The sequence below is a fragment of the Xylophilus sp. PBN-3R genome (genome assembly GCF_057747805.1).
Map to the genome: position 1 here is coordinate 1485495 of NZ_CM173225.1, position 20584 is coordinate 1506078.

Consider the following 20584-nt stretch of genomic DNA (forward strand, 5'->3'; position numbering starts at 1 on the left):
GGCTTTCAGGGCTTGTACGCCGCTTCGGGTCCGCCGTCCTTCAGATATAGGTCGGCCGTCGTCAGCACCCCTGCAGCCTGCTTCAGCTGCGACATCAGCACGCCGTAACGTGCCTGCGCAAGGTCACGCCGGGTCTGGAACAACTGGCTCTGCGCGTTCAGCACATCGATGTTGATCCGCTGCCCCACCTGATATCCCACCTGGTTGGCCTCCAGTGCCGCCAGGCTGGAGCGCTCTGCGGTGCGCAATGCGGCCGCCTGCTCGAAACCCGACAGAGCCGCATGGAAAGCCACCCGCACCTTCTGGGCCGCTTCCCGTTGCGCGGCGCTCAGGTCGGCCTCGGCCTTGTCGCGCAGTGCCAGCGTCCCTGGAAGCAGGCAGTGCCGGCCGGGCCTGCTGAGACGGCGTTGCGAGCCATCGCGGCGAAGCGGCAGCTCGTCGGTGGGCCGCGCCGCATGTCGGCCTGGTTCGCGACCAAGCAGGCCGATTTCGCTCCCGACCTGTTGTCGATCCAGGAGCGCCCGCCGGCGCGCCTGCCGCGAACGGTGGCTTGGGTCACCGGCGGTCTATTCGGGGTGATGCTGGCCTGGGGCATGTTCGCCAGGCTGAACATCATCGCCAGCGCCGGGGGCGGCACGGTTGAAACGGTGGGCGCTGACAGTTCCGCGAGAGATCCGCAGAAGGCGGTGGCGATGGGGCAGAGTCCGCAGAGCTACAAGGCCCTGGTCCCGCCTGGACGACCAGCGGTTGGTGGCGGCCGATGGCGGGGTGCTACGGCTGGCGCCGGGCATGGTGGTTCAGGCCGAAATAGAACAGGGCCGCAGAACGGTGCCGCGGCTTCCATGCGCAAACTCAGGCGGCCAGGCGATCCGAGATTTCAGGCCGGCGACAGCAGTCAGTCCTCGGCCGTGGCCAGGGTCCCGCTGCTGCCCGGATGCCGGTCTCCCAGGTCCGCGATGCAGGCGATCTGGCCGACAAGCGTGCGCAGGGCCTGGATCTAGCCCAAGCCGCTTGATCGGAGCCATCGAAGGCGCCTCGGCCTGCACACCATGGGGAGAATGAAATAGATTGAGAATTTTGAAGCGCGGCGACATGCCGTGATTCTCCCTAACCAGGCCACCACCATGTCCCTGAAGTTTCCCCGCCGCCACTCCTTCATGGCCGTTGTGGCCGCGTTGGCCGCATCCATGCTGTCCCTCGCGGCCTGCACCACGGCCCCGGCCGACCCACCGAAGACTCCCACGCTGACCTCCGCCCGCATCGCCGAGATCCTCGCCAGCCCCGACCGCAGCGAGGCAGACCGCCGCACCGATGTGCGCCGCAAACCGCAGGAGGTGCTGGCCTTCATCGGTGTGCGGCCCGGCATGGTGGCGCTGGACCTCAGCGCTGCCGGCGGCTATACGACCGAGCTGATCGCCCGCGCCGTAGGCCCGACCGGCACGGTCTACGGCCAGAGCCCGCCGCGGCCACCGGTCAGCCATGCCGCCCGGTCCGAAAGCGGTGCGGCCGCACAGCCGGCCGGTGTGGTGCGGACGCCTTCACCCGTGGCCCTGGCCGAGCGGGCGAAGAATCCCGGCGCGGCGAACATCGTGCCGCTGGTGCAGCCGTTCGAAAACCCGGCCCCGCCCGCGCTGGCATCGAACGGCCTCGATCTGGTCACCATGATGTTCGACTACCACGACTTCGGTCATCTGGAGGTCGACCGGGCCGCCATGAACCGCGCCGTCTTCGCGGCCCTGAAGCCCGGAGGCATCTATGTGCTGGCCGACCATGCCGGCCGGCCGGGCACCGGCATTTCGGAGTCGGGCACGCTGCACCGTATCGAGCAGTCCTTCCTGGTCGATGAAATCGAGAAGGCCGGTTTCAAGTACGTGGGCGAGGGTGGTTTCCTGCGCAACCCGGCCGACCCGCGTGACCGCAACGTACCCGAACCGCCGCAGCCCAAGGACCAGTTCATCGTGAAGTTCGTCAAACCCTGAACGTGTTTCTCGGGCTTTCGAAAAGCATTAGTCTTCTATAAGACATAACACTTCAAGACAGCACTTCATGCCCGACCAGATGCTTCCGCGCCTTCGCCGCGACGTATGGGAATTTCCTGTCCACCACATGCGCGGCGGCACCTCCACCGGCCTGGTGATCGACGAGCGGGTGGCGCCCGGCCGGCTGGAACTCCGCGAGGAACTGCTGCGGCACCTGATGGGTGTGCCATTGCACGGCGAGGTGCCCGGCAACCGCCAGAACACCGGCCTGGGGCGTGGTTCGGCAACCAGCAACAAGGTCTTTTTTGCGGCGATGGAAGACAGCGCCGACGGGCCGTGCCTGGTCAGCACGCTCGCGCAACTGGCGGCCGACCACGGGCGCATCGACTGGGGCGTCAACTGCGGCAACATGTCTTCTGCACTGCAGATGTGGGCGCTGCACACCGGCCGGGTCGAGGGCGGTTCGGCAGGTGCGCAGAGCCTGGAGATCCGCAACACCAATACCGGGGTGAGGACCACCTCACGCATGGTGATGGACGCGGACGGCCGGTTCGCGACGGCGGAAATCCCTGGGGTGATGGGCGCCCATCCGGCGGTCGACCTGTTTCTTCACCATCCGGCCGGCGCCAAGACCGGAAAGCTCCTGCCCACCGGAAACGCGGTCGACGTGATCGGCGGTTTCCAGGCCAGCTGTGTGGACGTCGCGGTGCCGATGGTGATCCTGAAGGCATCCGAATTCGGCAAGAGCGCACATGAGTCCATCGGTGAACTCGCGGGCGATCGCGGCTTTCTTGAGAGATTGAAAACCGTCTGGGTCGAGGCCGGCCTGCTGATGGGACTGCGCAGAAAGGACGGCTCGCCGATGACCCGAGAAGACATCGGCCGCAGCGAGACCATCCCCAAGGTCTGCATCGTCGGCGAACCGCGCGGCGAGGGCGACATCGCGGTGCGCTACTTCACGCCACAGACGGTCCATGCGTCGATGGCGGTGTCGGGTGGGTGTTGCCTGGCCGCTGCCACGCTGATCCCGGGTTCGGTCGCGCACCAGTTGGCGCCCCGTCAGGCACCGGTGCAGGTGGGTGAGATCAAGGTCGGCATCGAGAACCCGGCCGGTGTGCTGGGCACCACCGTGGTGGCGCGAATGGAAGACGGTCTGCCGGTGATCCGGTCCGCCGCCTACCAGCGCAGCGCACAGGTGTTGCTGGCCGGGCACGTGCCCTTGTACGCGGCCTCCGATGCGCTGCGGGCAGCGCTCGAGGAATCTAGCCGTCTACCTTGATGTTCGCAGCCTTGATCACTTTCGCCCACTTGGCGGTTTCAGCTGCGATATAGGCATCGAACTCGGCCGGTGTTCCGCCGCCGGGCAGGGTGCCCATGGCGTCCAGGCGCAGCTTCATTTCGGGGCTGCGCATGATGGTGGTGATCTCTTCGGACAAGCGCTGCACGATGGCAGGCGGCGTGCCGGCCGGTGCCAGCAGTCCCGCCCAGGTGCTGCCGTTGAAACCCGCGAAACCCTGTTCGATGAACGTCGGTACCTCCGGGATGGCGGGCAGGCGCTGGTCGCCGGCCACGCCGATCAGCCGGATCTTGCCTTCCTTGCCGTTCGGCATGAGCCCGGTGGCGGCGTCGAACAGCAGCTGGATCTGGCCGCCGATCAGGTCCGCCAGCGCCGGTGCCGCGCCGCGGTACGGGATATGAACCATGCTGGTGTGGGTCTGCAGCTTAAGCAACTCGGTGGTGAGATGCGCTGCCGAGCCATTGCCTGACGAGCCGAAACTCACCTTGCCGGGGTTGGCCCTTGCATAGTCGACCAGTTCGCGGGCGGTCTTGAAAGGCGCGTTGTTCGACACCGCCGCCAGCAGCGGCGACACACCCATCAGGCCGACGCCGCGCAGGTCTTTCGCCGGGTCGTAGGGCAGCTTGGGGTAGAGGGTGGTGTTGGCCGAATAGGCCGCGATGACTACCGCGAAGGTATAGCCGTCGGGCGGCGCCTTGGCCACCGCATCGACGCCGATGATGCTGTTGGCGCCGGGCTTGTTGTCGATGATGACCGGCTGGCCCAGCCGGACGCTGAGGCCGGCCTGCAGCAGCCGGGCCATCTGGTCGGTGAAGCCGCCGGGGGTGTAGGGCACCACCATGCGGATGGGGCGGGCGGGCCAGGCGGGAGCCTGGGCCTGGGCCCGGGCGTGCGATGCCAGTCCGAGGGTGGCGGCGGCGCCCAGCGAGAACTGGCGGCGGTTGAGGGACGAGGCGGAAGTACGCAAGTGTGTGTCTCTGGTTTGGTCAGTGCCTGCATGCTGGCTTCTGCGCGGCAATCGCGCAGCAGGAATTTCCCTATCGGCCGAGGACTGTTTTGCCGCCACCATGCGGTTCACCGCATTCCCCCTCCGACAAAAGAGACACGAGAGACACCCGCCCCATGACAGACCGAGCCCTCCACATCCCCAGCGTACGCGACCGGGTCTCCGCAGAAGAATGGCAGGCCCGCGTGGACCTCGCCGCTGCCTACCGGCTGGTTGCCCTGTTCGGCTGGGACGACCTCATCTTCACCCACATCACCGCCAAGGTGCCCGGCACCGAACACTTCCTGATCAACCCCTACGGCCTGATGTTCGAGGAGATCACCGCGTCCAGCCTGGTGCTGATCGACCTGGCCGGCAACAAGCGGATGGACTCGCCTTTCGAAATCAACCCGGCGGGTTTCACCATCCACAGCTGCATCCACGCGGCCCGCCACGATGCAGCCTGCGTGATGCATACGCATTCGGTGAACGGCATGGCGATCTCGGCGCAGCGCGAGGGGCTGTTGCCCATTTCGCAGTTCGCTTTCTCGGTGCTGCATTCGCTGGCGTATCACGACTACGAAGGACTGGCGCTGAACGAAGCCGAGAAGCCCCGGCTGGTGGCCGACCTGGGCACCAGCAACTTCCTGATGCTGCGCAACCACGGACTGCTGACCATCGGCAGTTCGGTGGCCGAAGCCTTCCAGGCCATGCACCGGCTGGAGGCCGCCTGCATGGTGCAGGTGCGGGCGCTGGCAGGTGGAAAGGAACTGATCGACATTCCCCGGCCCATCCTCGACCAGGCCGCGCAGCAGCTCAAGGCGGTGCGGCTGGGCAAGGGCGCTTCGCTCACCTGGCCGGGCCTGCTGCGGCGTCTGGACCGCGTGAATCCCGGCTTCGACCTGTAGCCGAAGCGGCCGACCAGCGGCTCAGCGGGCTTTGCGTTCCGGCGGCGCCGGCGTCTTCGGCTTGAAGTCGCAATAGCGCGCAACCGCACAGTCCCAGCACCGGGGCGTTCGCGCCACACACACATAACGGCCGTGCAATATCAGCCAGTGGTGGGCATGCAGCATGTAGGGCTTGGGGATGCGTTTGAGCAGCTTCATCTCGACCGCCACCACGTCCTTGCCGGGCGCCAGCCCGGTGCGGTTGGACACCCGGAAGATGTGGGTGTCGACCGCCATGGTTTCCTGGCCGAATGCCACGTTCAGCACCACGTTGGCCGTCTTGCGGCCCACGCCGGGCAGTGATTCGAGCGCCTCGCGGGTCTCCGGTACTTCGCCGCCGAACTGGTCCACCAGGATGCGGCAGGTGGCCAGCAGGTTCTTCGCCTTGTTGCGATACAGGCCGATGGTCTTGATCGAGTCTTCGACCTTTTCCAGCCCCAGGTCCAGCAGGCCCTGCGGCGTGTTGGCGATGGGCCAGAGCCGCGCCAGCGCCTTGTTCACGCCGACATCGGTGGCCTGCGCGGACAGCAGCACGGCGGCCAGCAGCTCGAAGGACGAGGTGTATTCCAGCTCGGTCTTCGGCTCCGGATTGGCGGCCTGCAGGGTGGCGAAGAAGGGGGCGATGTCGGCGACTTTCATGGGGCCGAAGTCTAGGGCGGTTGGCGGCGCCTGCGAGACGAGGCGACAATTGCGGATTACCGTCCAGCGACTCCGAGACACCAGCCATGCAATTCGCCGACCGCCTTCAGAACGTCGAAACCTCCGCCATCCGTGAACTCTTCAAGATGCTGGGCGTGCCCGGCATCGTCAGTTTTGCAGGCGGTTTTCCGGACAGCGCCATGTTCGACGTGGAAGGCATCCGCGAAGCCAGCAACCGCGCGCTGGACGAAGAGGCCGGCGGCGCGCTGCAATACGGCGCCACCGAGGGCTACCAGCCGCTGCGCGAGCAGCTCAGCACCTTCATGGGAACCAAGGGCGCGACCGTGGCGCCCCACGAACTCATCGTCACCACCGGCAGCCAGCAGGCGCTCGACCTGATCGGCAAGACGCTGATCAGCCCGGGCGACAAGGTGATCGTCGAGGGCCCGACCTTCCTGGCCACCATCCAGTGCTTCCGCCTCTACGGTGCGCAGCTGGTCAGCGCGCCCATCGACGGCGGCGGCGTGAAGACCGACGAACTCGAAGCCCTGATCGCCGAACACAAACCCAGGTTCGTCTACCTGATCCCCACCTTCGGCAACCCCAGCGGCGCGCTGCTCGACCTGGAGCGGCGCAAGAAGGTGCTCGAGATGGCCGTGCGCCACGGCACGGTCATCGTCGAGGACGACCCGTACGGCGACCTTTACTTCGGCGCCAAGCCACCGCCGAGCCTGCTGGCCCTGAGCGAGCAGGTGCCCGGCAGCCGCGAGCTGCTGGTGCATTGCGGCAGCATGAGCAAGGTCTTGAGCCCGGGGCTGCGAGTCGGCTGGATGATCGCGCCGCCGGCGTTGCTGGCCAATGCGGTCATGTGCAAGCAGTTCAGCGATGCCAACACCAGTACCTTCGCACAGGCTACGGCGGCCCAGTACCTCAAGAGCGGCCGCATGCCCGCAACGCTGGACAAGGTGCGCCAGGTCTACGCCGAACGCGCGCTGACCATGGGTGAATGCCTGAAGAAGGAACTGGGCGACGCCATCGCGTTCACCCAGCCGCAGGGCGGCCTGTTCTTCTGGGCCCGGCTGACCGGTGCCGACGGCGGCCCGACCGACGCCAATGTGTTTGCCAAGAAGGCCATCGAGCAGCTGGTGGCCTTCGTGCCCGGCGCACCGTTCTTCGCCGCCCACCCGGATGTGTCGACCCTGCGGTTGAGCTTCGCCACCGCCGATGTCGCCAAGATCCGCGACGGCATCGCCCGCCTGGCCAAGGCCCTCTGACGTCCGTCCGCGATAATCCGGCATGAAGAAAACTTATTCGCTTGCCATCGAAGGCAAGAACCGCGACCGACTGCTGGAAGCGGTCAAGCACGACATCCGTAAATACCTCAAGCGTGAACGCCGCCGCGACCTGCCCAAGGGCGTCGATTTCTGGGACTTCGATTGCCGCTTCGGCGCTACCCAGGAGACCTCCGAAGGCGTGCACCTGGGCAGCCTGATGGAGCTGGTCAATGCAGCCGCTGCCAAGGGTGACGATTCTTTCTACGTGGAAATCATCGCCACGCACGGTGTCCGCAAAGCGCGCGAACCCGGTTCGGCACCAGACTCGGACAGCGTGCATTTCGACGACTGATCAGTCGAGCTTCGGCTTTTCTTTCGGGCGTGCTGCCAGGGCGGCAGCGGCCCGCAATTTATCCTTTTTGCTCGGGCGTTTGCCCTTGACGCCACCGGTGCCCTGCGGATCCTGCGGCGTCGTTTTTACTTCCACTTCCGTCGGTTCGAAACCGGCGATCTGCTCCCGCGGGATGCTCACGCCATTGCGTTTCTCGATCAGGCGGAAATGCGCTTCGGTGTCGGCGCTGACAAAACTCACGGCACTGCCGCTGGCGCCCGCGCGACCGGTGCGGCCGATGCGGTGCACATAGTCGACGGCCGAGCGCGGCAGGTCGTAGTTGACGACGACGCCCAACAGTTCGATGTCGATGCCACGGGCGGCCAGGTCGGTGGTGATCAGCAGGTCCCAGCGGCCCTCCTTGAATTCGTCCAGCACCTGCTGGCGCGCACCCTGGCTCAGTTCGCCGTGGAAGGAAGTGGCGAAAATGCCGTTCTTGTAGAGCTTGTCGGCAATGGTCTCGGCGGCGTGACGGGTGGCGACGAAGACCAGCGCACGTTTCCAGCCGTGTTCGGTCGCGAGGTGCTTGAGCAGCATGGTTCGTCGGACCGGATCCACGGCGATGGCGCGCTGCTGGATGTCGGGCTTGCCGGTTTCGGTGGCGGCCACCGCGACCCGCACCGGGTCGCGCAGCAAGGTGTTGGCCAGCGCCTCCACGGCGGGCGGGAAGGTGGCCGAAAAGAACAGGTTCTGGCGGCGTTCAGGCAACAGGCCCAGCACCGTCTGCAGCTCGTCGGCGAAACCCAGGTCGAGCAGCCGGTCGGCTTCGTCCAGCACCAGGCATTCGACGGTGTTCAGGCGCAGGGCGTTGTGTTCGACCAGGTCGATCAGCCGTCCGGGCGTGGCGATCACCACTTCGGCACCGCCGCGCAAGGCCATCATCTGCGGGTTGATCGACACACCACCGAAGACGATGGCGACACGGGGTTTGCCGGGCAGATCTGCCGCCAGGTCCTTGATCAGTTCACCGGCCTGGACCGCCAGTTCACGTGTGGGCACCAACACCAGGGCGCGCACCGGCCGGCGGCGGTCGGCGGCAGCGCCGGGCAGTCGCTGCAGCAGTGGCAGGGCGTAGGCGGCGGTCTTGCCGGATCCCGTCTGCGCCGAGCCCAGCACATCCGATCCGGCAAGTGCCGGGCCGATGGCCTGCGCCTGGATGGGAGTGGGCACGGTGAAGCCCAGGGTGCCGATGGCGTGGACGAGTTCGGGCGACAGGCCGAGGGCGGAGAAGGGCATGGGGCGGGGAGCGGCGGACGCCCGTGGTTCGACAAAAAAGGACGCCGAGTTTGTCACATGCCCGGCCGCAGGCAGAGATATGGCCTGTCATGCATAACCTGCATACCGTTGCGGCATGAGTCCTTTGGCATTCGGCGGCTAAGCGCTATCGTGCGTTTCATCGCTTTTTGTCCTACCGGAAGGTCCTTGTCGTCATGAGCACATCCACCACCAATGCCACGCAGCTGAACGCGCTGTCCTTCGTGCAGCCCACGCCCACCAGCGCATGGGGCACCTACCTGTCGCAGGTCGACCGGGTGATGCCTTACCTGGGTTCGCTGCAGCGCTGGTCCGAGACGCTGAAGCGCCCCAAACGCGCGCTGATCGTGGACGTGCCGATCGAACTCGACAACGGCACCATCGCCCATTACGAGGGCTACCGGGTGCAGCACAACCTGTCGCGCGGCCCGGGCAAGGGCGGAGTGCGTTTCCACCCCGACGTCACGCTCGAAGAAGTGATGGCCCTGTCGGCCTGGATGACGGTCAAGTGCGCGGCGGTCAACCTGCCGTACGGCGGTGCCAAGGGCGGCATCCGTGTCGATCCCAAGCTGCTGTCGATGAACGAACTCGAGAAGATGACCCGCCGCTACACCAGCGAGATCGGTCTCATCATCGGCCCGCAGCAGGACATCCCGGCGCCCGACGTGAACACCAATTCGCAGATCATGGCCTGGATGATGGACACCTATTCCATGAACACCGGCGCCACCAGCACCGGCGTGGTCACCGGCAAACCCATCCATCTCGGCGGATCGCTCGGCCGGGTGAAGGCCACCGGACGCGGTGTGTTCGTCACCGGTCGCGAAGCCGCCCGCCGCATCGGCCTGGACCTGCGCGGCGCCCGTGTCGCGGTGCAGGGTTTCGGCAACGTGGGTTCCATCGCAGCCGAACTGTTCGCCGAAGCCGGCGCCAAGGTGGTGGCGGTGCAGGACCACACCGGCACCGTGTTCAACGGCGAAGGTTTCGACATGCCGGCGCTGATGGCCGCCGCCAAACGCAATGGCGTGATCAGCCTCGACGGTGCCGAGCGCATCGACAACGAACATTTCTGGGACGTCGAGTGCGACATCCTGATCCCCGCCGCCCTGGAAGGCCAGGTGACCGCCGAACGCGCCCGCAAGACCAAGGCAAAGTTGGTGCTTGAAGGCGCCAACGGCCCGACCGTGCCCGAGGCCGACGACATCCTGGCCGAGCGTGGTGTGCTGGTGGTGCCCGACGTGATCTGCAACGCCGGCGGCGTGACGGTTTCCTACTTCGAATGGGTCCAGGATTTCTCTTCGTTCTTCTGGACGGAAGACGAGATCAACCAGCGCCTGGACCAGATCATGGTGAACGCCCTGAACCACATCTGGGACACGGCCGACCAGCATAAGATCGGCCTGCGCACCGCGACCTTCGCCGTCGCGTGCGAACGTATCCTGGCGGCTCGCCAGGAGCGTGGTCTCTACCCCTGATCGATCCCCGAATTTTGGAACCTCCGTGCCGGTGAGTCTTTCTTGATCGAAGCGCCTGGCGCTTCCACCGAACACCGCGGCGCCCCTTGGGCCGCGGTGTTCGCATTGGTGGGCTCGATGGCTTCGCTGACCGCCGGGGCCTCGTTTGCTACACAGCTTTTCGGACGGGTCGGAGCGTCGGGCACGACGCTTTTGCGGGTGGGTTTTGCGGCCATGCTCCTGCTGATTTTCTGGAAGCCCTGGCGGGTGCGCTGGGCAAGGCAAGAACTGCTCGGCGTCGGGTTTTTCGGCGTGGCGCTTGGTGGAATGAACCTGACGTTCTATCTCGCCCTGCGTACGGTGCCGCTGGGGGTGGCGATTGCCATCGAGTTGTTGGGACCGCTGTGTGTGGCGGTGGCGTATTCGCGGCGCGTTCGCGATTTTCTATGGATCGGATTGGCGGCGTTCGGCATTTTTCTGCTGCTGCCGCTGAATGGGTTCGCGACTGCACTGGATCCGTTGGGGATCTGTTTTGCGCTGACCGCCGGAGTTTTGTGGGCTGCCTATATCTTGCTGGGAAAGCGGGCGGCTCGGCGGCATCCGGGGCCAGCCCTGGCACTGGGCCTGTCTGTAGCGGCTGTTCTGGCCTTGCCGTTCGGGGTGGCCTCTGCGGGAGGCGGGCTTTTGCATCCTGCAATGCTGGTTTCCGGTCTTGCGCTTGCGCTGCTTTCGAGTGCCTTGCCTTATTCGCTGGAGATGTTTGCCCTGCGGCGCTTGCCGGAGCAGACGTTCGGGGTTCTTTTGAGTCTTGAGCCTGTGTTGGGGGCTGTTTGCGGATTTTTGTTCTTGTCGCAGGATTTGTCGGTCTTGCAGTGGGCTGCTATCGGGTGTGTGGTGGTCGCTTCTGGCGGGGTGGCGGCGGGAGCGGCTCGGAGGCCTTCCGGTGCGGTTATCGGGGTGGAGCCGCCTTGATTATCCGGGTTTGATTATTTGTTTTGATTGCTGGTTATCTTCGCTTCGCTGGCGGATTTCTTCTTTCACGCCGTGGGTAAGGTCCGTTTGTCGTGTGGAGACGAGTAATTTTCTTTTCGCAAAAAATAAAGTCACCAAAGAAATTGCTCGGGAGGACCGAAAACAAAATGTGCGCCGGTTTCGCTCTGGACCAAGGTGTGGTGGTTGATCAAACCAGGTGGATTGCAGAGCGTGAAGCTTTTGGTGAACGGACGTCCCGACCATCGCTCATGCGATTTCCCGATCCCGAGGTAACTTTCATTGGGCAGAAGAAACGACCAGAGCGAAGCGAAGATAAAACCGCCCCCGCTAAAATCCGCCCAGCAAACCCGCCCCAGCCAAACCAAAGACAAAAACATGCAAGCCACCGACCAGCAGGTCCGCACAGCCCTGAGCGCAGTCACCGACCCCGCCACCGGCCAGGACTTCGTCACCAGCAAGTCGATCCGCAACGTCGCCATCAGCCCGGAAGGCCACGTGACGATCACGGTGGACATGGCCTACCCGGCAGCCAGCCAGCACCAAACGCTGGGCAACCTGATCGCAGCGGCAGTGCTTGCCCTGCCGGGCGTCAACAATGTCTCGGTAGGCTTCAACCTCAAGGTGGTCGCCCACTCCGTGCAACGCGGTCTCCAGCCGATGCCGGAGGTGCGAAACATCATCGCCGTAGCCTCCGGAAAAGGCGGCGTAGGCAAGAGCACCACGGCCGCCAACATCGCCCTGGCCCTGGCCGCGGAAGGTGCAAAGGTCGGCCTGCTCGATGCCGACATCTACGGCCCGAGCGTGCCGACCATGATGGGCATCGCCGGCGAAAAACCGGCCAGCACCGACGGCAAGAGCATGGAACCGCTGGTCGCCCATGGCATCCAGGTGATGTCCATCGGTTTCCTCGTCGAGCCGGGCCAGGCGATGATCTGGCGCGGCCCCATGGCCACCCAGGCGCTGGAACAGCTGCTGCGCCAGACCAACTGGAGCGACCTCGACTATCTGGTCGTCGACATGCCGCCGGGCACCGGCGACATCGCGCTGACGCTGTCGCAACGCGTGCCGCTGGCCGGCGCGGTGATCGTCACCACCCCGCAGGACATCGCACTCATCGACGCCATCAAGGGCGTGAAAATGTTCGAAAAGGTGGGTGTGCCGCTGCTGGGCGTGGTCGAGAACATGGCGGTGCACGTGTGCAGCCAGTGCGGCCACGCCGAACACGTCTTCGGCGAGGGCGGCGGCCACCGCATCGCAGCCGACTACGGCATGGACTACCTGGGCGCACTGCCGCTGGCGCTGGCCATCCGCCAGCAGGCCGATGGCGGCATGCCTACCGTGGCGGCAGAACCCGAAGGCGCCAACGCGGCCATCTACAAGGACATCGCCCGCAAGGTAGCGGTCGCCATCGCCGGCAAGGGCAAGGACTTTTCCTCGAAGTTCCCCACCATCACGGTCAGCAAGGACACCTGAGCGGCGTCGGCCGGACAAAGCCGATACACACGTCCGAGGCCCCGCGCGGCGCCGGGTCGGTATGCTCGTCGGCATGAATCTGCTGGCCTCCATGCGTTACCTGCTTGCGCTCGACGAACACCGCCATTTCGGCCGGGCCGCCCAGGCCTGCCACATCACCCAGCCGGCGCTGTCCAACGCGCTGCGCAACCTCGAGCAGGAATTCGGTGTGGTGATCGTGCGCCGCGGCCGCAGCTATGGCGGCCTGACCCATGAAGGCGAGCGCGTGCTGGCCACCGCCCAGCGCATGCTGCACGAACACGAGGTGCTGCAGCAAGAGCTGCACAGCAGCGCCGAGGTGGTGCGGGGCAATCTGCGGATGGGCGCGGTGCCTACCGCCACGCCGGTGCTGGCCCGGTTCGCCGCGCTGCTGCAACGCAGCCAGCCGGGCATCGTGCCGACCGTGCTGTCCATGAGTTCGCAAGAGCTCGAACGCGGACTCGATTCACTCTCGCTGGACATCGGCCTGGGCTACACCGACCGCGTGGATGCGCGGGAAACCAGGCTGCAGAGCTGGCCGCAATACACCGAGCACTATTACCTGGTGCGCCGAAAACTGGTGGCCGATGCGCCGTCCATCGGCAAGCCGATGGCCTGGAAACAGGCGGCTGCCTTGCCGCTATGCCTGCTGACGCCCGACATGCACAACCGTTTCGTGGTCGACCAGGCATTCGCCGCTGCCGGTGCCGACGGCGTGAAGCCGGCCATCGAGACCAATTCGGTGCTGACCCTGGTGCATTCGGTGCTGGCCGGGGATGTATGTTCGATCATGCCGGGCGCCATGGCCGCGACGGTGCGGGTGCATGCCGACCTGCAGGCCCTGCCGCTGCAGGAGCCGGAAGTGCTTACCGAGATCGGGTTCATGACCCCCATGGGCGGCCGGCCATCACGCGCATTGCAGGCCGCGCTGGCCATGCTGGAAACTGCCGACTGGGGTGCGCAACTGGCCGACCACAGCGGCGTGCTGCACGGCTGACCTGGCGGCAAACCGTCAGGCATACCACGACCGGTCTCATATCTTTTGCGAATGAACCCATGTGTCGATGCAATTTGACACATTCGCGGCGACCCAACGACACTCCGCCGCCCAAAGGTGACTGCTCACAAGCAAGCGGTCGTCCCATTCATTCGCAGGAGATATAACCAATGCCCGGATTCCTGGACAAGGAACGCACCATCGCCGGCCCCGGCTTCAACCGCTGGCTGGTTCCGCCAGCGGCGCTTGCCATCCACCTCTGCATCGGCATGGCCTACGGTTTCGCCGTTTTTTGGCTGCCCTTGTCGAAGATGCTGGCGACCGCCGGCACCGGCGCCGTGGCCTGCGCCAAGGACATGAGTTTCTTCACCGAACTGTTCGCCTCCGACTGCGATTGGCGCATCGCCACGCTGGGCTGGATGTACACCCTGTTCTTCGTGTTCCTGGGGTGTTCGGCGGCACTGTGGGGCGGCTGGCTCGAGCGGGCCGGCCCGCGCAAGGCCGGCGTGGTGGCGGCTTGCTGCTGGTGCGGCGGCATGCTGCTGTCTGCGCTGGGCATCCACACCCATCAGTTCTGGATGATGATCCTGGGCTCCGGTGTCATCGGCGGCATCGGCCTCGGACTGGGTTATATCTCGCCAGTCTCGACCCTCATCAAGTGGTTCCCCGACCGTCGCGGCATGGCCACCGGCATGGCCATCATGGGCTTCGGCGGCGGCGCGATGATCGGTTCGCCCCTGGCGGTCGACCTGATGAAAAGCTTCGCCACGCCCACCGACGTCGGCGTGATGCAGACCTTCGTGGTGATGGCCGTCGTGTATTTCGTCTTCATGATGGCCGGCGCGCTGGGTTACCGCGTGCCGCCCTCGGGCTGGAAACCGGCCGGCTGGACGCCACCGGTCGCGCAGGCCGCCAACGCGATGATCACCAAGCGCCACGTCCACGTGAAGAAAGTCTGGGGCATTCCCCAGTTCTGGCTGGTGTGGGTGGTGCTGTGCATGAACGTCAGCGCCGGCATCGGGGTGATCGGCATGTCCTCGCCCATGCTGCAGGAGGTCTTCGGCGGCAACCTGATCGGCGTGGCCAAGCGTTATGCAGAACTCGACAAGACCCAGCTGGCGGCCATCGCCGTGGTGGCGGGCGGTTTCACCGCGCTGCTGTCGCTGTTCAACATCGGCGGCCGTTTCTTCTGGGCCACCTTTTCCGACAAGCTCGGCCGCAAGCTGACCTACGTGGTGTTCTTCGTGCTGGGTGGCCTGCTGTACGCCAGCATCCCGGGCTCGGCCAGCGCCGGCAACAAGCTGCTCTTCGTGGGCGCCTTCTGCATCATCCTGTCGATGTACGGCGGTGGTTTCGCCACGGTGCCGGCCTACCTGGCCGACCTTTTCGGCACCCAGTTCGTGGGCGCCATCCACGGCCGCCTGCTGACCGCCTGGGCGACCGCCGGGATCCTGGGCCCGGTGGTGGTGAACTACATGCGTGAATACCAGCTCGGCCTGGGCATCCCGCGTGAGCAGGTCTACAACCAGACCATGTACATCCTGGTCGGCATGCTGGCCGTGGGCCTGGTGGCCAACCTGCTGGTGCGCCCGATCGCCGACAAACACTTCATGACCGACGCCGAACTGGCCGTCGAAAAGCAGCTGGCCCACGAAAAGGCAGCCGCGTCGGAAGTCGGCGCCGGCAGCGGCGCAGGAGGCACCACGAGCCCGGTGGTGATCGGCTTCGCCTGGCTGGCCGTCGGCCTGCCGCTGGCCTGGGGTGTCTACCGCACGCTGCTGAGCGCCGCCAAGTTCTTCAATTGAAAGCCGCGCCACACGCAGTGGGCAAGCCTGGGGGGAAACCCAATGACTGAGCAGAAAATAGAGTTCTATAGCGGCCCGGCGGGCGGCTGGGGCGCCCTCAGGTCGGTGGGCCTGGCCCTGAAGCGCCAGGACATCGCGGTGAAGGGTGCCAAGACCCTGCTGTCGGCCAACCAGCCCGACGGCTTCGACTGCCCCGGCTGCGCCTGGCCGGACCGCAACCATGCGTCGACCTTCGAGTTCTGCGAGAACGGCGCCAAGGCCGTCGCCGCCGAGGCCACCGCGCGCCGCGCCGGCCCGGAACTGTTCGAGAAATACAGCGTGGCCGAGCTGGCGGAGCAGAGCGACTTCTGGCTGGAAGACCAGGGCCGGCTGACGCATCCGATGGTGTATGACGCCGCCACCGACCATTACAGGACCATCGAGTGGGACGCGGCCTTCGCCCTGATCGCCCGCCACCTGAACGGCCTGCAGGACAAGAACGAAGCCATCTTCTACACCTCGGGCAGGGCCAGCAACGAGGCGGCCTTTCTGTACCAGCTGTTCGTGCGCGAGTACGGCACCAACAACTTCCCGGACTGCTCGAACATGTGCCACGAGCCGAGCGGCAGCGGCATGCGGCCGCAGATCGGCGTCGGCAAGGGTACGGTGTCGCTGGAAGACTTCGAGCATGCCGATGCCATCTTCATCTTCGGCCAGAACCCAGGCACCAACCATCCGCGCATGCTGGGCGAACTGCGCGAGGCACACAAACGCGGCGCGAGGATCGTCAGTTTCAACCCCTTGCGCGAGCGCGGGCTGGAGCGTTTCCAGGATCCGCAAAGCAAGATGGAAATGGCCACGCTGGGCTCCACGCCGATCAGCACCCATTATTTCCAGCTGCAGGTCGGCGGCGACTTCGCGGCGGTGAAGGGAATGATGAAACACCTGATCGAACGCGAAGACGCGGGCGAGCAGGTTCTCGACCATGCCTTCATCGCAGAACACACCACCGGCATCGATGCCCTGCTGGCCGACCTGCGAGCCGAAAGCTGGGCCGCGCTGGAACGTGAATCGGGCCTGAGCATCGAACAGATGCGCCAGGCCGGCGAGGTCTACCGCAACGCGAAAAGCGTGATCGCCTGCTGGGGCATGGGCATCACCCAGCACCAGCATTCGGTGGCCACCATCCAGCTGATCGTCGACCTGCTGCTGCTGCGCGGCAACATCGGCCGCGAAGGCGCAGGTCCGTGCCCCGTGCGCGGCCACAGCAACGTGCAGGGCGACCGCACCATGGGCATCTGGGAAAAACCGCCCGCAGCCCTGCTGGACAAGCTGGAACAGGTGTTCGGTTTCACCGCGCCGCGCGAGAACGGCTACGACGTGGTCGAGGCCATCGCAGCCATGCGCGACGGCAAGGGCAAGGTGTTCTTCGCGCTGGGTGGCAATTTCGCCGCCGCCACGCCCGACACCTTCGAGACCTGGAAGGCGCTGCGCAATTGCGACCTGACGGTGCATGTCACCACCAAACTCAACCGCAGCCACATCGTGCACGGCAAACAGGCGCTGATATTGCCCTGCCTGGGCCGTACCGAGATCGACATGCAGGCCGGCGGTGCGCAGGGCGTCACGGTCGAAGACTCGATGGGCATGGTTCACATGTCGAAAGGCATCAACCCGCCGGCGTCCGAGCATCTGCTGTCCGAACCGGCCATCGTGGCGCGGCTGGCGCATGCCACGCTGGGCGACCGCAGCCGCATCGACTGGCTGGCCGCCATGGACGATTACGGCGTGGTGCGCGACATGATCGAAAAGGTGTTCGTCGATTTCCACAACTTCAATGCCCGGGTGTCCGTGCCGGGCGGCTTCAAGCTGCGCAACACCGCCAGCGAACGGGTGTGGACCACCGACAGCAAACGAGCCAATTTCTACGCACACCCGTTGCCGACCGACACGCCCATGCACCGGGCGCGCGCCCGCAACCTGGACACGGTGGTCTTCAACCTGGGCACCACCCGTTCGCACGACCAGTACAACACCACCATCTACGGCATGGACGACCGCTACCGCGGCGTCTTCGGCCAGCGGCGCGTCGTGTTCATCCATGCCGATGACATCCGCACGCTGGGCCTGAGGGAAGGCGACTGGGTCGATATCCACACCGTCTGGGACGACGGCCAGCAACGCCGCGCCGACCGTTTCAAGCTGGTGCCGTACGACATCCCGCGCGGTTGCCTGGCGGCTTATTACCCGGAGACCAATCCGCTGGTGCCTTTGTCGGCAGTCGCGGAAAATGCGGGCACTCCGACGTCCAAGTCAATTCCGGTGGTGCTGGTGGCGCACGAGGCCTCGGCGCCCGACCTCACCCAACGCGAAGCCGAAGCCGCCCTGGCCTGATGAACCTCACCCCACCGTCACCCCCGCCCGAATCACTCGCCGCAGCCTTGCTGCTGGCGCTGGCCGAAGAAGGCGTGGGTCGAGCGGTCTCGCTGCCGCGCCTGGGCAAACGCCTGCAGCAGGGCGTGAGTGTGCTGATGCGCGAACTGACGATGATGGGCAGCGCCCGCATCGGCCCGCGCACTGGCCCGGGCTGGGTGGCGGTGGAGCAGGACGGCGAGCGCTGGCTTGCCAGCCTCACGCCGGCGGGCGCCGCGGCCGCCGCCGACCTCGAAATGCCTCACTGCGACGAACCCGACGAAGCGCTGCCGCCACCGCTGGTGCGGGTGCCGGTGCTGCGTGAATCGCGCATCGACCCAGGTGAATCGACCTCGGTGGAAGACAGCGACTGGATCGCTGCCGAGGTGCCGGTCGCGTTGGTCTTCAACGGTATTTCGCATGCGGTGATGATGGCCACGCCGCAGGACCTGGAAGACTTCGCGCTGGGTTTCGCGCTCAGCGAAGGCATTCTGGACGAAGCCGCCGATTGCCGCGGGATCGAGTTGCGCACCGTGTCGCTGCCGACCGCGGCCGAAGATGACCCGGAGGCGCCGGCCATCGAACTCCACCTGGACATTTCCAGCCGCGCCTTCGCCCGCCTGAAAGACCGCAAACGGTCGCTCGCAGGGCGCACCGGCTGCGGTGTCTGCGGCATCGACAGCCTGTCGGCGCTCGACCTGCTGCCGGCATCCGGCGGCGCGGCGCCGGCGGCCGGCATCGACGTGCGCTGCGTGCTGGCGGCCTTCGATGCGCTGTCGCAGCGCCAGCCGCTGAACGCCCGGGCCGGCTCGCTGCATGCCGCCGGCTGGGCCTTGCCGGACGGCACGCTGGTCGAGGTGCTGGAAGACGTCGGCAGGCACAACGCACTCGACAAGTTGCTGGGCCGCCTGGTCCGGCTTGGCCTGCTGCGCGCGCCCGGGTTCGTGGTGATGTCCAGCCGCGGCAGCTACGAACTGGTCCGCAAGTGCACTCGCCTGGGTGTGGGTGCGATGGCATCCATATCGGCTCCGACCGCGCTGGCGGTGCGTATCGCCCGCGAAGGCGAACTGGCACTGTGGGGCTTGGCGCGGCGCGACAAGGCGGTGCGTTACGCCTGACGCCCGCCGCCGGATTCGGTGGCCGGAAACCCGTCTTTTCGGACGATGGAAAGCGGATGAACGCGAGTCCAATCGTGGAATGACTACCGCTTCGACCTCTGTCCATCCCATTTCACGCGCCCTGAGTGCGTCCAACCTTGCCGCTACCCGGCAGCTGGCGGGGCAGGACGAACACCAATCCCTGCGCCAGGCCGACCGGGTGATGCTGTTCGCCGTCGCGGTCAGCCTGGCCGGAGCAGCGGCGCTGGCCCTGCAGCATCCGGCCACCGGAACGGCGTTCACGGTTTCCGTGCTGATGGCGCTGGCGGCGGTCGGCGCTTATCTTCTGTTCGGCGGCACGCTGGTCTCGCGCCTGGTGATCGCGACCGTGCAGGTGGCGCTGGTGGCCATGCATATCCAGCTGGCGGCCGGTGCCATCGAACTGCATTTCGGTGTGTTCGTCACCCTCGCGCTGCTGATGGTCTACCGCGACTGGCGGGTGGTGGTCTTTGCCGCCGCGCTGTTCGCCGTTCACCATGTGCTGTTCGACCGGCTCCAGGCGGCGGGTTTCGGTGTCTTCTGCACCACCCATCCGGACTTCGAGCGTGTGCTTCTGCATGCGCTCTACGTGGCGGTTCAGACCGGCATCGAAGTGGTGCTCTGCCGGCGCATGCAGGCCATGGTGCGTGCCGGTCAGGAACTGACCCGGCTGGTGGTGGCGATGAATGCCGGCAACGGCATCGACCTCGACCTGCAGGCGATACCGGTGCGCATGGCCAAGCCCCGGGCGCTGGCAGAAACCGTCGGCCGCATCCGCCACGCGGTGGACGAGGTGCGGCAGGTGACGAGCGCCATGGAGCACACCGCCACCGGCGTGGCGGACGGCAGCGAACGCCTGCGCGAACGCACCGGCCGGGTTACCGCCCAACTGGAGGAGGCCGCGGCCAGCCTGGAGCAGATCGCCTCGACCTCGCGACTGTCGCGCGACGCGGCGCACGCGGCCAACGATGTCGCGTCGGCCGCCACGCGTGACGCCACCAGCGGCGGCGAGGTGATGTCGTCGATGGTCGCCACCATGGACGCCATCAGCCAGAGCTCGCGCCGCATCGGCGACATCGTCGGCATGATCGACAGCATCGCTTTCCAGACCAACATCCTGGCCCTGAACGCGGCGGTGGAAGCCGCGCGCGCAGGCGAGCAGGGTCGCGGTTTCGCAGTGGTGGCCGCCGAGGTGCGCAACCTGTCGCAGCGCAGCGCCCAGGCGGCACGCGAGATCAAGGAACTGATCGAGAGCTCCAGCGCGCAAGTGAACGCCGGTTCGGCGCTGGTCGCCAGTGCCGGCGAGGCGATGGCGCGCATCGTCGGTTCGGTCGAAAAGGCGGCCAGCCTGATGGAGCAGGTGAACACCGCTACCGCCGAGCAGCAGGTCGGTATCGACCATGTCAACGACACCGTGTCGGCGATCGAATCGCTGACCCAGGAAAACGCCGAACTGGCGCATGCCTCGGCCGATGCCTCGCAGGAAATGCGCGGGGAGATCCAGCGCCTGTCGCATGCCATGGGCGCCTTCGTGCGCTGAGCGCGGCCCGG

General features: G+C 66.1%; 18 protein-coding genes. 14 read left to right on the forward strand and 4 right to left on the reverse strand.

Annotated elements, in window-relative coordinates:
* Positions 1–5 precede the first annotated feature (5 nt).
* On the reverse strand, positions 6–293 hold the full coding sequence (locus tag AC3ANW_RS06885) for a hypothetical protein (RefSeq protein ID WP_488344448.1): 288 nt from the start codon (positions 291–293) through the stop codon (positions 6–8).
* Between AC3ANW_RS06885 and AC3ANW_RS06890 the strand changes: the two genes are divergently transcribed.
* From AC3ANW_RS06890 to AC3ANW_RS06900, 3 genes are all read left to right on the forward strand, one after another.
* Entirely contained in the window at positions 282–1001 is a 720-nt protein-coding gene (locus tag AC3ANW_RS06890; protein ID WP_488344449.1) for a hypothetical protein, read from the forward strand. The two genes, AC3ANW_RS06885 and AC3ANW_RS06890, sit on opposite strands and share 12 nt — an antisense overlap.
* 123 nt (positions 1002–1124) lie before the next feature.
* Positions 1125–1979, forward strand: a complete 855-nt coding sequence (locus AC3ANW_RS06895) for a class I SAM-dependent methyltransferase (RefSeq protein WP_488344450.1) — start codon at positions 1125–1127, stop codon at positions 1977–1979.
* Between the two features lie 67 nt (positions 1980–2046).
* Entirely contained in the window at positions 2047–3258 is a 1212-nt protein-coding gene (locus AC3ANW_RS06900) for a PrpF domain-containing protein (RefSeq protein WP_488344451.1), read from the forward strand.
* Here the strand turns inward: AC3ANW_RS06900 and AC3ANW_RS06905 are convergent.
* On the reverse strand, positions 3242–4243 hold the full coding sequence (locus tag AC3ANW_RS06905) for a tripartite tricarboxylate transporter substrate binding protein (protein ID WP_488344452.1): 1002 nt from the start codon (positions 4241–4243) through the stop codon (positions 3242–3244). The two genes, AC3ANW_RS06900 and AC3ANW_RS06905, sit on opposite strands and share 17 nt — an antisense overlap.
* 155 nt (positions 4244–4398) lie before the next feature.
* Between AC3ANW_RS06905 and AC3ANW_RS06910 the strand changes: the two genes are divergently transcribed.
* Positions 4399–5169 (forward strand): class II aldolase/adducin family protein, encoded by a 771-nt coding sequence (locus AC3ANW_RS06910; RefSeq protein ID WP_488344453.1) that lies wholly within the window; start codon positions 4399–4401, stop codon positions 5167–5169.
* 21 nt (positions 5170–5190) lie between these two features.
* Here the strand turns inward: AC3ANW_RS06910 and nth are convergent, their stop codons facing one another.
* Positions 5191–5847, reverse strand: a complete 657-nt coding sequence (gene nth, locus AC3ANW_RS06915) for an endonuclease III (protein WP_488344454.1) — start codon at positions 5845–5847, stop codon at positions 5191–5193.
* A gap of 86 nt (positions 5848–5933) precedes the next feature.
* Between nth and AC3ANW_RS06920 the strand changes: the two genes are divergently transcribed.
* Complete coding sequence (locus tag AC3ANW_RS06920; RefSeq protein ID WP_488344455.1) at positions 5934–7121, forward strand: aminotransferase-like domain-containing protein; 1188 nt, start codon at positions 5934–5936, stop codon at positions 7119–7121.
* A gap of 22 nt (positions 7122–7143) precedes the next feature.
* Complete coding sequence (locus tag AC3ANW_RS06925) at positions 7144–7473, forward strand: DUF6172 family protein (RefSeq protein WP_488344456.1); 330 nt, start codon at positions 7144–7146, stop codon at positions 7471–7473.
* Here AC3ANW_RS06925 and AC3ANW_RS06930 read toward each other — a convergent pair whose 3' ends face one another.
* Positions 7474–8748 carry a DEAD/DEAH box helicase gene (locus AC3ANW_RS06930; RefSeq protein ID WP_488344457.1) on the reverse strand — a complete coding sequence of 425 codons (1275 nt, stop codon included), beginning with the start codon at positions 8746–8748 and terminating at the stop codon, positions 7474–7476. It lies immediately after the preceding gene.
* A 194-nt stretch (positions 8749–8942) separates the two neighbouring features.
* Here AC3ANW_RS06930 and AC3ANW_RS06935 point away from each other — a divergent pair, with 194 nt between their 5' ends.
* From AC3ANW_RS06935 to AC3ANW_RS06970, 8 genes are all read left to right on the forward strand, one after another.
* Entirely contained in the window at positions 8943–10241 is a 1299-nt protein-coding gene (locus AC3ANW_RS06935) for a Glu/Leu/Phe/Val family dehydrogenase (RefSeq protein WP_488344458.1), read from the forward strand.
* 42 nt (positions 10242–10283) lie between these two features.
* Positions 10284–11192 (forward strand): EamA family transporter, encoded by a 909-nt coding sequence (locus AC3ANW_RS06940; protein ID WP_488344459.1) that lies wholly within the window; start codon positions 10284–10286, stop codon positions 11190–11192.
* Positions 11193–11588: 396 nt separating this feature from the next.
* Entirely contained in the window at positions 11589–12686 is a 1098-nt protein-coding gene (gene apbC, locus AC3ANW_RS06945) for an iron-sulfur cluster carrier protein ApbC (RefSeq protein ID WP_488344460.1), read from the forward strand.
* A gap of 73 nt (positions 12687–12759) precedes the next feature.
* Positions 12760–13701, forward strand: coding sequence for a LysR substrate-binding domain-containing protein (locus AC3ANW_RS06950; RefSeq protein ID WP_488344461.1), 942 nt, complete (start codon positions 12760–12762; stop codon positions 13699–13701).
* Positions 13702–13871: 170 nt separating this feature from the next.
* Positions 13872–15506, forward strand: a complete 1635-nt coding sequence (locus tag AC3ANW_RS06955) for an OFA family MFS transporter (protein ID WP_488344462.1) — start codon at positions 13872–13874, stop codon at positions 15504–15506.
* A gap of 42 nt (positions 15507–15548) precedes the next feature.
* Entirely contained in the window at positions 15549–17879 is a 2331-nt protein-coding gene (locus AC3ANW_RS06960) for an FdhF/YdeP family oxidoreductase (protein ID WP_488344463.1), read from the forward strand.
* A 275-nt stretch (positions 17880–18154) separates the two neighbouring features.
* Positions 18155–19015 (forward strand): formate dehydrogenase accessory sulfurtransferase FdhD, encoded by an 861-nt coding sequence (gene fdhD / locus AC3ANW_RS06965; protein ID WP_488345373.1) that lies wholly within the window; start codon positions 18155–18157, stop codon positions 19013–19015.
* A gap of 79 nt (positions 19016–19094) precedes the next feature.
* Complete coding sequence (locus tag AC3ANW_RS06970; RefSeq protein WP_488344464.1) at positions 19095–20573, forward strand: methyl-accepting chemotaxis protein; 1479 nt, start codon at positions 19095–19097, stop codon at positions 20571–20573.
* Positions 20574–20584: the final 11 nt, after the last annotated feature.

Excerpts from the sequence above, each read along its gene's own strand:
- AC3ANW_RS06890 (WP_488344449.1), top strand. The coding sequence starts at position 282 with ATGGAAAGCCACCCGCACCTTCTGGGCCGCTTCCCGTTGCGCGGCGCT.
- AC3ANW_RS06895 (WP_488344450.1), top strand. The coding sequence starts at position 1,125 with ATGTCCCTGAAGTTTCCCCGCCGCCACTCCTTCATGGCCGTTGTGGCC.
- AC3ANW_RS06900 (WP_488344451.1), top strand. The coding sequence starts at position 2,047 with ATGCCCGACCAGATGCTTCCGCGCCTTCGCCGCGACGTATGGGAATTT.
- AC3ANW_RS06910 (WP_488344453.1), top strand. The coding sequence starts at position 4,399 with ATGACAGACCGAGCCCTCCACATCCCCAGCGTACGCGACCGGGTCTCC.
- nth (WP_488344454.1), bottom strand. The coding sequence starts at position 5,847 with ATGAAAGTCGCCGACATCGCCCCCTTCTTCGCCACCCTGCAGGCCGCC.
- AC3ANW_RS06920 (WP_488344455.1), top strand. The coding sequence starts at position 5,934 with ATGCAATTCGCCGACCGCCTTCAGAACGTCGAAACCTCCGCCATCCGT.
- AC3ANW_RS06925 (WP_488344456.1), top strand. The coding sequence starts at position 7,144 with ATGAAGAAAACTTATTCGCTTGCCATCGAAGGCAAGAACCGCGACCGA.
- AC3ANW_RS06930 (WP_488344457.1), bottom strand. The coding sequence starts at position 8,748 with ATGCCCTTCTCCGCCCTCGGCCTGTCGCCCGAACTCGTCCACGCCATC.
- AC3ANW_RS06935 (WP_488344458.1), top strand. The coding sequence starts at position 8,943 with ATGAGCACATCCACCACCAATGCCACGCAGCTGAACGCGCTGTCCTTC.
- apbC (WP_488344460.1), top strand. The coding sequence starts at position 11,589 with ATGCAAGCCACCGACCAGCAGGTCCGCACAGCCCTGAGCGCAGTCACC.
- AC3ANW_RS06950 (WP_488344461.1), top strand. The coding sequence starts at position 12,760 with ATGAATCTGCTGGCCTCCATGCGTTACCTGCTTGCGCTCGACGAACAC.
- AC3ANW_RS06955 (WP_488344462.1), top strand. The coding sequence starts at position 13,872 with ATGCCCGGATTCCTGGACAAGGAACGCACCATCGCCGGCCCCGGCTTC.
- AC3ANW_RS06960 (WP_488344463.1), top strand. The coding sequence starts at position 15,549 with ATGACTGAGCAGAAAATAGAGTTCTATAGCGGCCCGGCGGGCGGCTGG.
- fdhD (WP_488345373.1), top strand. The coding sequence starts at position 18,155 with ATGCCTCACTGCGACGAACCCGACGAAGCGCTGCCGCCACCGCTGGTG.
- AC3ANW_RS06970 (WP_488344464.1), top strand. The coding sequence starts at position 19,095 with ATGACTACCGCTTCGACCTCTGTCCATCCCATTTCACGCGCCCTGAGT.